At 60.9% G+C, this 13,299-nt stretch carries 11 protein-coding genes; 4 read left to right on the top strand and 7 right to left on the bottom strand.

Annotated features, from left to right (window positions below; all coding sequences use genetic code 11):
* Window positions 1-28: 28 nt before the first annotated feature.
* Window positions 29-1,492, bottom strand: a complete 1,464-nt coding sequence (locus C2U47_RS03040; protein ID WP_010673552.1) for an NAD-dependent succinate-semialdehyde dehydrogenase — start codon at window positions 1,490-1,492, stop codon at window positions 29-31.
* Between the two features lie 309 nt (window positions 1,493-1,801).
* Here C2U47_RS03040 and puuR point away from each other — a divergent pair, with 309 nt between their 5' ends.
* The gene (gene puuR, locus C2U47_RS03035; RefSeq protein ID WP_029314011.1) at window positions 1,802-2,410 is read left to right on the top strand and encodes an HTH-type transcriptional regulator PuuR; all 609 of its coding nucleotides are present in this window, start codon (window positions 1,802-1,804) and stop codon (window positions 2,408-2,410) included.
* A 49-nt stretch (window positions 2,411-2,459) separates the two neighbouring features.
* A complete protein-coding gene (locus C2U47_RS03030; protein ID WP_010673554.1) occupies window positions 2,460-3,737 on the top strand; it encodes an NAD(P)/FAD-dependent oxidoreductase in 1,278 nt (425 codons plus the stop codon).
* Between the two features lie 97 nt (window positions 3,738-3,834).
* On the opposite strand, the gene C2U47_RS03025 is transcribed toward C2U47_RS03030, so the two are convergent.
* From C2U47_RS03025 to C2U47_RS03005, 5 genes are all read right to left on the bottom strand, one after another.
* A complete protein-coding gene (locus C2U47_RS03025) occupies window positions 3,835-5,034 on the bottom strand; it encodes a transporter (RefSeq protein ID WP_010673555.1) in 1,200 nt (399 codons plus the stop codon).
* Between the two features lie 62 nt (window positions 5,035-5,096).
* Window positions 5,097-5,756 carry a hypothetical protein gene (locus tag C2U47_RS03020; protein WP_010673556.1) on the bottom strand — a complete coding sequence of 220 codons (660 nt, stop codon included), beginning with the start codon at window positions 5,754-5,756 and terminating at the stop codon, window positions 5,097-5,099.
* 7 nt (window positions 5,757-5,763) lie between these two features.
* Window positions 5,764-6,447, bottom strand: coding sequence for a C39 family peptidase (locus C2U47_RS03015; RefSeq protein ID WP_010673557.1), 684 nt, complete (start codon window positions 6,445-6,447; stop codon window positions 5,764-5,766).
* Between the two features lie 52 nt (window positions 6,448-6,499).
* Window positions 6,500-7,459, bottom strand: coding sequence for a hypothetical protein (locus C2U47_RS03010; RefSeq protein ID WP_010673558.1), 960 nt, complete (start codon window positions 7,457-7,459; stop codon window positions 6,500-6,502).
* A gap of 187 nt (window positions 7,460-7,646) precedes the next feature.
* Window positions 7,647-8,225 carry a hypothetical protein gene (locus C2U47_RS03005; protein WP_223924172.1) on the bottom strand — a complete coding sequence of 193 codons (579 nt, stop codon included), beginning with the start codon at window positions 8,223-8,225 and terminating at the stop codon, window positions 7,647-7,649.
* A gap of 330 nt (window positions 8,226-8,555) precedes the next feature.
* On the opposite strand from C2U47_RS03005, the gene C2U47_RS03000 reads away from it, so the two are divergent.
* Window positions 8,556-9,830, top strand: coding sequence for an IS4-like element ISApu2 family transposase (locus tag C2U47_RS03000; protein ID WP_011191341.1), 1,275 nt, complete (start codon window positions 8,556-8,558; stop codon window positions 9,828-9,830).
* 140 nt (window positions 9,831-9,970) lie between these two features.
* Window positions 9,971-11,272 carry a sigma-54 dependent transcriptional regulator gene (locus tag C2U47_RS02995; RefSeq protein WP_010673560.1) on the top strand — a complete coding sequence of 434 codons (1,302 nt, stop codon included), beginning with the start codon at window positions 9,971-9,973 and terminating at the stop codon, window positions 11,270-11,272.
* Between the two features lie 98 nt (window positions 11,273-11,370).
* Here C2U47_RS02995 and ybaL read toward each other — a convergent pair whose 3' ends face one another.
* Complete coding sequence (gene ybaL, locus C2U47_RS02990; RefSeq protein WP_049636613.1) at window positions 11,371-13,002, bottom strand: YbaL family putative K(+) efflux transporter; 1,632 nt, start codon at window positions 13,000-13,002, stop codon at window positions 11,371-11,373.
* Window positions 13,003-13,299 lie beyond the last annotated feature (297 nt).

Below are 13,299 nucleotides of genomic sequence, written 5' to 3'. Positions count from 1 at the left end.
TAACGATGCGATTGCCCTTTCACTCCCCTCAGCGAATGCCGCCAAAGCAGAGGTATTTGGTCTCCAGGTACTCCTCCAGCCCTTCGGCCGCCCCTTCCCGGCCCAGCCCCGACTCCTTGATCCCGCCAAAGGGGGCCAGCTCGGTGGAGATGATCCCCTCGTTGATCCCCACCATGCCGTATTCGAGCCCCTCGGCCACTCGCCACACCCGGGCGATGTCGCGGCCATAGAAGTAGGCGGCCAGGCCATAGGGGGTGTCGTTGGCAAGCGCAATGGCCTCGGCTTCCGTCTCGAAGCGCACCAGGGGGGCGACGGGTCCGAAGATCTCCTCGTCCAGAATGGGGTTGCCCCGGGTGACCCCGGTCAGGATGGTGGGGTGATAGAAGAGGGGACCGGCGGGGTGGGCGTCGCCCCCCACCAGCACCCGGGCACCGGCGGCGACCGATTGCTGCACCAGCTCGGCCACCTTGCTGGCGGCGGCCGGGTTGATGAGGGGCCCGATCTGGACGCCCTCGCCCATGCCGTCCCCCACCTTGAAGGCCTTGACCGCGGCGGCGAGCTTCTCGGCGAAGGCGTCATAGACGCTGGCCTGCACCAGGATGCGGTTGGCGCAGACGCAGGTCTGGCCGGCGTTGCGGTATTTGGACGCCAGGGCCCCGGCCACGGCGGCGTCGAGGTCGGCGTCGTCAAAGACGATGAAGGGGGCGTTGCCGCCAAGCTCCAGGGAGAGGCGCTTCATGGTGTCGGCGCACTGGCGCATCAGCAGTTTGCCGATGCGGGTGGAGCCGGTGAAGGAGAGCTTGCGCACCACGGGGTTGCTGCACAACTCGTTGCCCACCGCGCTCGCCTGATGGGAGGTGACGATGTTGATGACCCCGGCGGGAATGCCCGCCTGCTCCGCCAGTACCGCCAGCGCCAGGGCGCAGAGGGGCGTTTCGGCGGCGGGCTTGATGACGATGGTACAACCGGCGGCCAGCGCCGGACCCGCCTTGCGGGTGATCATGGCGATGGGGAAGTTCCAGGGGGTGATGGCGGCCACGACCCCCACCGGCTGCTTGATGGTGGCCAGGCGCCGATCGGCGGAGAAGCCGGGGATGGTGCGGCCATAGGCACGCTTGCCCTCTTCCGCGAACCACTGGATGAAGCTGGCGCCGTAGGCCACCTCTCCTTTGGCTTCCGCCAGCGGCTTGCCCTGCTCGCAGGTCATGATGCGGGCGAGCTCCTCCTGGTTGGCCATGATGCGCTCGAACCAGGCGTAGAGTTTGCTGCTGCGCTCCTTGGCGGTGAGGGCCGCCCAGGCGGGTTGCGCCGCGTGGGCGGCCGCGATGGCGAGGCGGGTATCCTCCCCGTCCATGTCGGGCACCTGGGTGATGACCTGGCCGGTGGCCGGGTTCAGGACCTCGAACCGGCGCCCGCCCAGGGACTCGCACCAGCGGCCGTCGACATAGGCCAGGGATTTGATCAGGGAGAGAGCAGGTTGTGATGCTGACATAAGTAAGGGGCCTCGATAGTGGGTCTGGGTGGCGCGTTTATGTGGGCACCGCCGTATAGAATAATAAGCACGTAACGACCATAAAATGAGCCGAAATGTTTTTCAAGTGTTAAATATATTTGAGTGAACTGGGTGTCACATGCTAGAAATGGGGCTGTGAGCGCGATTGTAGCGGTTTTCATTGCGCAGGGTGTGCAAAATAATGAACGCTCTGGGTTGTGCAGGATAGTGAACGGGGCTGACGTGTCTGACGCACTATATTGACCAGTCGGCCCCAGGTATTCGAATGGCCATGGAAGGAGGTGGGCGATGGAGCAATCCCGTGGCGAGGTCCGGTGGCGGACCATGACGGACAACCCCCTGGCGGAGCACGAGAGAAACATGGGGGAGCGGCTCGCCCGGATCCGCAGGGAGCTCGGGCTCTCCCAGCGCCGGGTGGCGGAGCTGAGCGGCCTGACCCACGGCGCCATCTGCATGATAGAGCAGAACAAGGTGAGCCCCTCGGTGGCCTCCCTGCAAAAGCTGCTGAGTGTCTACGAGCTGCCGTTGTCGCGCTTCTTCGCCGAAGAGGAGGTGGCGAGCACGCCCAGCGTGGTGATCAAGGCGGAGCAGCTCATCGAGCTTGGCAGCCAGGGGGTCTCCATGAAGCTGGTGCACAACGGCAACAATCGGCGCCAGCTCGGCTTCATGCTGGAGACCTATGCCCCCGGCACCGACACCGGCGGCGTGGTGAAGCATCAGGGGGAAGAGGTGGGCACCGTGCTGGAAGGGTCGGTGCTGCTGACCCTGGCCGGCCAGACCTATGAACTGTGCGCCGGGGACAGCTATGTCATCGACACCGGCGAGCCCCACAGTTTCAGCAATCCCTCGGGGCAGGTCTGCCGCATCGTCAGCGCCCACACCCCGGCCAGCTTTTAATGTGAACAACCCGTTGTGTTGGAAACGAACCGGTAAGGAAACAGGGATCATGACCGAACATGTAAAGAGTTACTACGCAGCCAGTGCCAACAAACACGCGCCCTATCCCACGCTCACCGAGCAGCTGGAGTGCGACGTCTGCGTCATAGGCGCAGGCTACACCGGCCTCTCCAGTGCGCTGCATCTGGTGGAGAAGGGGTACAAGGTGGTGGTGCTGGAGGCGGCCAGGGTCGGCTTTGGCGCCAGCGGTCGCAACGGCGGCCAGATCGTCAACTCCTACAGCCGCGACATCGACACCATCGAAGCGAACTGCCCGCCGGATCAGGCCAGGCTGCTCGGCTCCATGTTGTTTGAGGGGGGCCAGATCATCCGCGAGCGGATCAAACGCTACAACATCCAGTGCGATCTGCAGGAGGGCGGGGTCTTTGCCGCCGAGACCGAGAAGCAGCTGCACGAACTCAAGGCGCAGAAGGCGCGCTGGGAGAAGTGGGGCAACGACCAGCTGGAGCTGCTCGATGCCAAGGGGGTGCGCGAGGTGGTCGCGAGCGATCGCTACGTCGGCGCCCTGCTGGACAAGAGCGGCGGCCATATCCATCCCCTCAACCTGGCGCTGGGGGAGGCGGAAGCCATCCGCATGCAGGGGGGGCTTATCTTCGAGCAGTCCGCCGTCACCAGCATCACCCCGGGTCAGACCGCCCTGGTAAAGACCGCCAAGGGGGCAGTGAAGGCGCGCTTTATCGTGGTGGCCGGCAACGCCTACCTCGGCAATCTGGTGCCGGAACTGGCCAGCAAGAGCATGCCTTGCGGCACCCAGGTGATCGCCACCGAAGTGCTGGGAGAGGAGCGGGCCCGTTCACTCTTGCCACAGAACTACTGTCTGGAGGATTGCAACTACCTGCTCGACTACTACCGCACCTCCGGCGATCACCGGCTCATCTATGGCGGCGGCGTGGTCTACGGGGCGCGGGATCCGGCGGACATCGAGCGGCTGATCATCCCCAAGATGCTCAAGACTTTCCCGCAGCTGGCCGACGTCAAGGTGGAGTACACCTGGACCGGCAACTTCCTGCTCACCCTGTCGCGCCTGCCGCAGTTTGGCCGCATCGGTCACAACATCTACTACATGCAGGGCTACAGCGGCCACGGCGTCACCTGTACCCATCTGGCGGGCAAGCTGCTCTCCGAGGTGCTGAGCGGTCAGGCGGAGCGCTTCGATGCGTTCGCCAGGCTGCCGCACTACCCCTTCCCGGGTGGCCGCCTGCTGCGCATCCCCTTCACCGCCGCCGGCGCCGCCTGGTACACCCTGCGCGATCGCCTGGGGGTGTGATGTCACCGATGGCCCGCCAGGCAGGCTGGCGGCAACAAGCAGAGGGAGGCGTTATGCCTCCCTCGTTTTTTTGTCGTCAACCTGCCGGGGCACGGGGCTAGAAGCGGTAGGGGAAGCGGATCCCGATGGTGTAGTCCGGTGCGTCCGTGGTGAGCCCGGCAGACCAGTTGACCGCCATGGAGAGGTTGTCGGTGATGGCCCAGGTCGACCCCATGCCAAAGCTGGCGGCGTTGGCATCGGAGCCGGTGACCTTCTCCATGGCAAAGCCTTCGGACCCCTGCTCGGACTCCATGGTGACGCGCTGGTTGATGTTGAAGGAGAGGCTGAAGCGTTCGTTGAGGGCGAATGCGACCCCCAGGCCATATTCATACCAGTCCCCCAGCTGGATGCTGCCGGGCTGGTTGCCGGGCTGGTAGGAGATATCGTCAAAGTCCTGCTTGAGGCTGTGGCCATAGTTGAGGCTGGCAAACAGGATGGCGGGATCCATGGTCTTGACCAGGGAGAAGCCGGTGGAGAGCTGCCAGAGCCCGTTGCCGGTGGCGAGCTCCTTGGGGGTCACCAGGTTGCCCGATTCCGAGGTGTTGACCTCGATGCCGTAAGGATCCTTGCCGGTCGGCGCCTTGGCCCGGAAGTTCCACACCAGATCCGGCCAATCCTCGCTCTCTGCCATGACCCTGTAGTAGATGGCGAGGCTGAGATCCCCCAGACCGCCATCGCTGACGCTCTGCTCCTCGAAGTCGCGGCTGGAGTTCTCCTTGCCGGTGCTCTGGTAGTTGGTGTTGCGGAACATGTAGGGGAGGGCCAGCTCCAGTTGCCAGCGATCGTTGAGGGTGTAGCGGGTGATGACATCCGCCGTCCACTGATCGGAGCGCACCCGATCCAGGTTGATTTCGCCAAGGAAGATGGCGTCCAGGGCGAGGAAGCCGCGCAGGGCGAGATCCTTGCGGTTGTAATGCTGGTAGGAGAGGCCCACATCGACGGTCAGGGCGCGGTCGAACACATTGTGCTGTTCGATCATCAGGTCTTCGGTACTGCGGCCGACTTCCGGCGTGCGCCGTGAGGCGTCCTGCTGGGTGGAGGCGACGGCGGCCCCGGCTCCGACCCCGGCGGTTGCCGTCGTGGCACCGGCGGCCTTGACGGCCTCCAGGCGGGCCTGGAGCTGATGAAGGGCCTGATTTTGCTGGATCAGTTGCTGGCGCAGGAGATCCAGCTGTTGTTGCAGGGCCTCCTCCTCGGCCGTGGCCCCCCAGCAGGCGAAGGGGGCGAGGGCAATCAACAGCATGCGAGACTGTTTCATCGGGATACGTCCTTGTTGTTTATCATCCTTTCTGATGGTTCAGCCCCCGGGCTCACCGGTGCTCAGCGCGAAAACCAGATGCGGGTCTGATTGAGCGTCTGCAAACCGTCCCCTCTGACCTTGTTGAACTGCAGCAGCCCCCGGCTGAAGTCGGTACCGCGCAGGCTCTGCTCCAGCAGGACCCGGCCGTCGGAAGAGTGTAGTTGCAAGCCGGCATAATTCCCCGAGACCCGATAGGTGGCGGTGCCAAGATCGCCCTGATGCTCGTAGCTGCCCGCCTGAACCAGGTGTCCCGTCATGGTCGGGGTGGTCAGTTCAATACCGGTCTGGTTGACCGAGCTGTTGCCGCTCCCCTCCAGTTGAACGACCTGCACCAGCCCGGCCCCCTGCACCTGGGCCTCCTTGGCGGGCGTGGCCGCGGGCTTGACCTCATCCTTGACGCGCACATCCAGCTTGGGTTTGTTTTGCACAATGCTCAGCGCCAGGTTCATGGCCGCCGTCTGCTGGGCCTGGGCCGTGGTCAGTGACGAGATGAACTCGATGCCGAAGTAGCTGATGCCATGGCTGCTGACATAGCGGCCGCGCAGGTGGGCCAGCTCCCCGTCCGCCAGTTCGGGCGCAAAGTGGTCTGACAGATGGGCCAGCGGGTCCGGTGCTGCCAGCAGCGGAGAGGCGATGCCACCCAGGCTGCAGAGGAGGCATAGGGCGGGTCGGGTATTCATGATGACCTCACATTAGCTCTTTGTGCTGAAAACCGAATTCCAGCAGGGATGTTTCATTGACCGGGGCGAAGAGCCCATCCTTGCCTCTGACAGAGAGCGGGGGAGAGGGGTTGGCAAGGGGGGCATCGGGACGATAGCCCGCGCCGATGACGGCGAGGAGGATGCCGTTCCAGCTCTCCTTGAACTCCTTGAACGTGATCACCCGGTTGCCGAGGGCCGGGTCTGCCAGATAGACGCGATCGTGGCGATCGATGGCCCGCAGCACGGCAAAGTGCTGATAGCCGCGAATGTTGAGCAGGACGATGGTGGGCACCCTCACCTGGCGCAGTTTTTCATCGCCCAGTCGATACCCTCTGACCCGCATGCCGAGCATTTGCAGGTACTGCTTCATGTCGAGCATGGAGAAGCCGTAGTGCTTGACCTGCTCCGGGTCTGCCATGGCAAGCATGCCATCCATGACCCAGCGTTCATTGGTTGCATGGCCGTAGGCGTAGCGCAAGATGGTGGCGACGGCGGCGGCCCCGCAGCTGAAATCCGTATGTTGGCGCTCGATGTTGGCGTACCGGCGCTCCAGAATGCTCTGCACCGGTTTGTTGAGATCCCCCAGCGCCGGAAGATGCTCTCCCAGTGGCACCGAGCCCGCCCAGACGGCAGGACAGCACAGCAACAGCAACAGCAACAGCCAGCGCATTCAGACCTCCAGTGTCAGGGAAAAAGGGGGCACTGGGCCCCCTCGCATCGACTTACTTGGCAAACCCTGCGGCCAGCGAGAGATTGTTCGCTTGCAGGTTGTTGGTCCCCGAGGAGACGTTCACCCCGATGTTGCCCACGGCACCGTTGAAGGCGCCGCCATCGATGGTTGCCCGGTTGAAGGTTTCGCGGCTGGTGTAGGTGTTGACCACGGGAATATACCCGACGGCGTACCCACTGAGCTTGATGTCACCCTCTTCCTTGAACTCGAACTTGCCATCATCTTTCGGGTTGTTGTTGCCGTACCTGTCGTTGTCATTGTCGTGGCCATGTCCTTTCTTGACATCATGACCGGTACCGCCCCCCTCGTAATCGCCCCAAGCCTTGAGACCGAGGAACACTCCTGCCTTGTCAACCGTCTTGGTTGCGCTCAGGCTTTGGTTTTCGGTCATGTTCTTGGAGACGCTCTGGCTGTTGGCCACGGTGGCCACGGCCATGTTGCCGGTGGACACGGAGGCTGCCATGTTGTTGGCCTGGACGTTACCCGAGCCCGAGGTCACGTTGACCCCGATGTTGCCTGCGGCATCCTTGAAGGCCCCATCGCCCACACCGGCCTTGTTCTGATGGCCGTGATTGGTCGTCCAGTTGTTGCTGGCGCTCTGGGTGGAGAAGACCTCGGCATCCGACGATCCGCCAGGGGCGCCATGTTGTTGTTGACCACGACCCATGATGAACTCGGCATCGACCTCGTCATAGGCGGCCAGGGAAGCGCTGTTGCCCTGTACGTTGGAGTCACCGGCTGCGACGTTGGCGCCGATGTTACCGGATGCACCCTTGAACGAGCCGTCGATCTTGCTCGTGTTCTCCGTTCTTGTATTGGCGGTGCCTATCATGGAACTGGACTGCTGGTTGTCCACGACGGCCATGCCGAGTTTGTTGACGTTGATGTAGCCGCCGACATTGACCCTGCCTTCGTATTCCACATCGACTTCTGCCTTGACCTTCTTGGTCAAGGTTGCCCCTGTCTCATCTCTGTCACCGCGGTAATCGGCGGATGCAGTGCCCGACATGGCCATGATGACCGCGGCGGCTAATGAGCTATAAATAAGTCCACGCATAATGAGTCTCTCCATTGAACTTTCAGCGGAAGATATGCCCATCGGCTGATACCCCCGGGCCTGGCTTCCTATCCCTGCGGCATCATGGGGATGCCGTTACTGCGCCAGCCAGGGGCAGGGAAACCATGTTGACTGACTGGTTTCCCTGTCCCGTGACCTGGTTCACCTGAATGACCCCCTTGCTGCCCGTGAGGGCGGTGTCATCCAGATAGATGCTGGTAGTGGTGTTGGCGGGGGGCTTTCCCCCTGGGGTCTTCGCGACGCTGGAGCTGAGATTGATGTCGGTCACGACACCCAGGCCGCTGTCATCGAGGGACAGGGCGAAGGCGTTCAGTTGCTGGTTGCCCTCACCCGCCCCTTGATTGATGCCGACCAGTCCCCGGTTCTGGCTCAGGGCCGAGCCCAGGATTGCGACGCTCTGGCTGCCGTTCAGATTGGTGGTGGATTGATTCAGCTGACCAAATTGAATGACGGCCGGACCCGAAATGGCGATGGCGGCAAGATTGCCTTGTTGGTTGTTATTGCCGGCAACCATATTGACGCCCATGGAACCACGAATATTGCTCAATGCCTGAGCACCGAGATCGACCCGGTTTTGTGCCATTGAGGGGGTGGCAAATGCCAGAAAAGGAAATGCTGCCAATGCAATATATATTTTCATGTTCTGTCTCCATATGCCAGGAGGGCTTATTGGAGAGAGCAACGACCATGCCAATTTACAACCATATGATTTTTAGTTGTTTTTTATTTGATATAATTGTTTTTACGTCTCAATGTTGAGAGCGACATATTATGTCGTGAAGTAAGCGCTTATTTATCAATGGATTTATTTTTTCTCACGGATAATTTGGCTGTCTCAATATTGTGGTGCCATCAATCTAAAGGCGGGACATGTACAGGATCTTTAGCTACAACCAATTGAAATAGATAGAAAAAAGGCTTCGTTTGTGATCTGATTTAATCGCAAAAAAAAACCGACACGCCCGAAGCCATGACTATTATCAATGCAACCCAGTACCTCAAGCAACTTCTTAGCTCTTCTGAACTCAACCGGATCGGTAAATTTACCGGTTTTTGTCAGCGACTCCGGGATATCCAGCCTGCGAGACTACTCCCGGCTCTGCTCTCAGGGCTTGGTTGCGACAAGGTGGATGGTATTGCTGGTTTGCATCGCCATTTCAATGCGTTGCAGCTCCATGATACTGACCAAATAGCGTATAAACCCTTTCACAACCAGTTACGCAAGCAGGGTTTTCCCTTGTTCATGCGCGCACTGGTTGAACGAGCCATCGCCTTACGCCTCAAGGAGTGTCTACCGGACGCCCACGGACTGGCAGGCTTTGAGCAGGTACTGCTGCAGGACGGGTCGTCATTCGCGTTACATCCGCAATTGGCAGAACATTTCCCGGGCCGATTCAATAAGCACAGCCCCGCTGCGGTAGAGTGTCATATGACCATGTCCTTGCTGGACCAGTCGCCGATATCGATGAGTATCACGGCGGATACCGAATCGGAGCGCAAGCATCTTCCGGCCGCAAATTCGTTAAATAACAAACTGTTATTGGCGGATGCCGGTTACATCAGCCGCGAGTACTTTGCTGATGTGACCAAAGCCAAAGGAAGCTATCTGGTCAGAGGGAGTCAAAATCTCAATCCCAAAGTACAGGCAGCTTACCGACAGGACGGCAGGGAAATGCCCAAGTTACTCGGAAAAAAGCTCAAGGATATCGATCGGAGAAGCTGCAGAGCCGAGGTTCTGGATCTGGATGTGAGTTCGGGAAAGTATAAATATCGACTCATAAGACGTTGGTTTGCAGAGGAAAAACGGTTCTGTATATGGATGACCAATCTTCCGCGTGAGCGATGGCCAGCCGAGAAGGTGATGGCATTGTATCGTTGCCGTTGGCAGATCGAACTGTTGTTCAAAGAGCTGAAATCACATAACCGGTTGAAGGCGTTCGCGACACGACAAAAAGCGATAGCGGAAGGCTTGATCTGGGCTAGTTTGCTGGCCTTGCTGGTCAAACGTCGGCTGGCGCTGACGCTGATTGGCAGCGCGGAGTTATCGATGTTGAAGATTGCCAAAAACAGCGCGCTTTGGTTAATGCCGATATTGGCGAGCATCATCCATGGTGCGTGGCAGGAAATAACAGAGAAGTTGGAGTGGGCAATGGTGTATTTATCCAAAAACGGCAAAAAGAGTAGGCAGAGAAAATCCAAGCAAAACAACACGTTAGACGGTATTATTAATTCGCTTGCCGCTTAAGGTTCTGTACATGAAAGGCGGGATGGTTTATAGTTATCATCGTCTGGCCATATTAAATGGCGCCATTTGATGATAAAGGGAGTTATCTGGACAAGTCGTCAGACTCCTTCGTGCAGTGGCGATAACAAGGAGTTGTCCCTATGACAGAAACGGCATTGTTGCTCATCAATTCATGTGCCGTACTGGAAAGCCTGCTGGAACAAGGCGAGTGGCAGGTGGAGCAGGCAAGCTCCCTGGTGGTGGCAGAGAAAAAACTGCAGGAAAAGGACTATCCCCTGGTGCTGGTGGTGATCGAGCATCAGCAGCACGAAGCCCTCTACAACCTGATTGCGCAGCACTCCGGCGCCTTGTGGATCGGCCTCATCCAGCGGGACTGTCTCGCCAGCGAAGCCCTTCGCAATTTGCTGGCAGCCTGTTTTCATGATTTTCACACCTTTCCCCTGGACAGAGACAGGCTCTCCCACAGCCTGGGACATGCCCTGGGGATGGCGCGCCTCATCCGGCGACACCGCCCCCGACTGCAACCCCAGCTGCGTTTCATCCAGGGGGAGAGCGCCCCCATCCGCCAGTTGCGCGACCAGATCGTGCGGTTGCAGCATTGCCGCCTGCCCGTACTGGTGACGGGACCGAGCGGCACGGGCAAGGAGCTGGTGGCCCGGGAGCTGCACTACAGCACGTTCGGGGAGGAGAGCCCTTTCGTGGCGGTCAATTGCGGGGCCATGCCCCATCAGCTCATCCAGTCCGAGCTGTTCGGCCACGTCAAGGGGGCCTTCACCGGGGCACAGCACCACAAGATAGGCAAGATAGAGGCCGCCGATGGCGGCACCCTGTTTCTCGACGAGATAGGGGAGTTGCCACTGGAGGATCAGGCAACCCTGCTGCGCTTCTTGCAGGAGCAGTGCATAGAGGCGGTGGGCAGCCACCTGACGCGTCGTGTGGATGTGCGGATCATCGCGGCCACCAATATCGATGTGGAGCAGGCGGTGGCCAGCGGCGGATTTCGCATGGATCTCTACTACCGGCTCAACGTGGTGCGCCTGCGCACCCCGGCCTTGTGCGAGCGGGCGGAAGACATCCAGCTCCTTGCCGATGACATTCTGGCGGAAGTGCGGGGCGGGCGGGTGCTCAGCTTCACCCGCAAGGCGCGCCAGGCCATGCAGTCCTATGGCTGGCCGGGGAATGTGAGGGAGCTGCGCAACCGGGTTCAGCGGGCAGTGGTCATGTGCAGCGGCCCCTTCATCGAAGCCGATGACATGGAGCTGACCAACATGGACAGCCTGCTGCTCGACGGCTCGCTCAAGGCGGTGCGCGAAGCGGCGGAGCGTCAGGCCTTGCAACGGACGCTGGCCCGCTTCCCCGATCAGCTCGAGGAGGTGGCCCGCACGCTCGATATCTCCCGGGCCACCCTCTATCGCCTGCTGGACAAGCACGATCTGCTGTGAGGGGACGGCAGTATCGCCCCGTCATGCAAAAAGCCCGGGCAGCAGGCCCGGGCTTTTTGTCTGGCCCCGTCGTGGGGACTCGTGACTTCCGATGAGCTTCAGGCCATCTCCATGGCGAGGTGACAGAGTCGCCGCGCAGCCTCCTCCTCGCTCTTGACCACCTGATGCACGCCGCGCACGCGCAGATGATGCACCTCCTCGTGCTGGTGGGCACAGGCGGCGATGCGCATCAGGGCGCCGTATTCCTGCGCCCTGATGGCTATCTCACCGGCCAGCAGGCTGTCATCCAGGGTGATCAGCAGCCAGCTGGCGTTGGGCAGCGCCGCCGTCAGCAGATCCTGCTGGATGGGATGGCCCGCCAGACAGGTGATCCCCATGGCGCGCCAGGGGGCCAGCAGTCGCTCGTCGGTGTCGATCACCACCATCTCCCTGCCTTGTTCATGCAACTGCCGGATGAGGTGCTGACCTATCTCGTCGGCGCCCACTACCACCACATGGCCCTGCAAGGGGCAGAGGTGAGGTGACCCATCGGTGCGTGGATCGGGATGGCGCCTCAGCCAGCGCTCCACCTGGTTGAAGACCAGCGGATTGAGCACGATGGAGAAACAGGCGCCGACCAGCACCAGATCACGGGCGACTCCGGGGACCAGCTCGAGCATGACTCCGAGACCCATCAGGATGAAGGAGAACTCCCCCACCTGTGCCAGGCTGGCGGAGATGGTCAGCGCCGTGCGCTGGCTGTGGCCAAAGAGCCGCACGATGGCGAAGGCGGCCACGGATTTGCCGATCACGATGACGAACAGGGTGGCCAGCACGGCCAGGGGCTCGCGCAGCAGGATGACGGGGTCGAACAGCATGCCCACGGAGACGAAGAAGAGCACGGCGAAGGCGTCCTGCAGGGGCAGGGTGTCGTTGGCCGCCTTGTGGCTCAGATGTGAGCTGTTCATCACGACGCCTGCGAAGAAGGCGCCGAGGGCAAAGGAGACGCCAAACAGCTTGACGGCGCCAAAAGCGATGCCCAGGGAACAGGAGAGGACGGCCAGGGTGAACAGCTCGCGGGAGCCGGTGGCGGCGGTGCGGGCCAGCAGCCAGGGGATGAGGCGTCGCCCTCCGATGACCATCAGGGCGATGAAGGCAGCCACCTTGGCCAGGGTCAGGCCGATATCCGCCATCACCTGGGCCGGGGTCAGTGCCTCGCCCCCCTGCTGCAGGTTGGCGAGGATGGGGAGCAGTACCAGGGCCAGCACCATCACCAGATCCTCCACGATGAGCCAGCCGATGGCGATGCGTCCCTCGTTGGTGTCGAGCTGGCCGCGGCTCTCCAGGGCGCGCAGCAGCACCACGGTACTGGCGGTGGAGAGGGCCAGGCCAAACACCAGGCCGGCGGTCACGGTCCAGTCGAGCAGTTGGGAGAGGCCAAGGCCGAGCAGGGTCGCAAGGGTTATCTGGACGATGGCTCCCGGGATGGCGATGTGTTTCACCGACAGCAGGTCTTTCACGGAAAAGTGCAGGCCGACACCAAACATCAGCAGGATGACGCCGATTTCGGCCAGCTCGGGGGCGAGCCGCAGGTCGGCGACATAGCCCGGCGTAAAGGGGCCGCATACCACGCCGGCCGCGAGGTAGCCCACCATGGGGGAGATGCGCAGGCGGCTTGCCAGCATGCCGAAGAGGTAGGCCAGCACGAGGCCGCCTACCAGGGTGGTGATAAGGGGGAGTGAGTGGTCCATGTCGTCACCTCGCTAATGGCAGTCAGGGGCTACCAGATCACCCGAAGGCGAAGAGGGCAGCTGTCAATGAGCAGGGGGCGAAAGAGACAGAAGTTGGCCGTATCAAGGGGAAATCTTGAGGGCAACAGATGCCGTTTCTATTGAAAAGTAATGCATTTATATGCCATGAGCAACACTGTTCCAGTTTTTGCGTTGGTTTTGATGAAAAGCATCTTTAATGCATCGCGATTGGGTGAGAAGAGTGTGCAGTTAAAGAAAAATTGGCAGGAGTAATCAATCGATGATGATATTGGGAGG

The sequence above is a fragment of the Aeromonas sp. ASNIH7 genome (assembly GCF_002903485.1).
In the GTDB taxonomy this organism is placed as follows: domain Bacteria; phylum Pseudomonadota; class Gammaproteobacteria; order Enterobacterales; family Aeromonadaceae; genus Aeromonas; species Aeromonas caviae.
The sequence above is the reverse complement of the archived record's forward strand: the minus strand, read 5'-3'. Positions and strand labels throughout refer to the sequence as shown.

What these genes read in the sequence shown, in the direction of transcription:
- C2U47_RS02995 (WP_010673560.1), top strand. Translation starts at nt 9,971, where the DNA reads ATGACAGAAACGGCATTGTTGCTCATCAATTCATGTGCCGTACTGGAA.
- C2U47_RS03015 (WP_010673557.1), bottom strand. Translation starts at nt 6,447, where the DNA reads ATGCGCTGGCTGTTGCTGTTGCTGTTGCTGTGCTGTCCTGCCGTCTGG.
- puuR (WP_029314011.1), top strand. Translation starts at nt 1,802, where the DNA reads ATGGAGCAATCCCGTGGCGAGGTCCGGTGGCGGACCATGACGGACAAC.
- C2U47_RS03005 (WP_223924172.1), bottom strand. Translation starts at nt 8,225, where the DNA reads ATGAAAATATATATTGCATTGGCAGCATTTCCTTTTCTGGCATTTGCC.
- ybaL (WP_049636613.1), bottom strand. Translation starts at nt 13,002, where the DNA reads ATGGACCACTCACTCCCCCTTATCACCACCCTGGTAGGCGGCCTCGTG.
- C2U47_RS03030 (WP_010673554.1), top strand. Translation starts at nt 2,460, where the DNA reads ATGACCGAACATGTAAAGAGTTACTACGCAGCCAGTGCCAACAAACAC.
- C2U47_RS03025 (WP_010673555.1), bottom strand. Translation starts at nt 5,034, where the DNA reads ATGAAACAGTCTCGCATGCTGTTGATTGCCCTCGCCCCCTTCGCCTGC.
- C2U47_RS03040 (WP_010673552.1), bottom strand. Translation starts at nt 1,492, where the DNA reads ATGTCAGCATCACAACCTGCTCTCTCCCTGATCAAATCCCTGGCCTAT.
- C2U47_RS03000 (WP_011191341.1), top strand. Translation starts at nt 8,556, where the DNA reads ATGACTATTATCAATGCAACCCAGTACCTCAAGCAACTTCTTAGCTCT.
- C2U47_RS03020 (WP_010673556.1), bottom strand. Translation starts at nt 5,756, where the DNA reads ATGAATACCCGACCCGCCCTATGCCTCCTCTGCAGCCTGGGTGGCATC.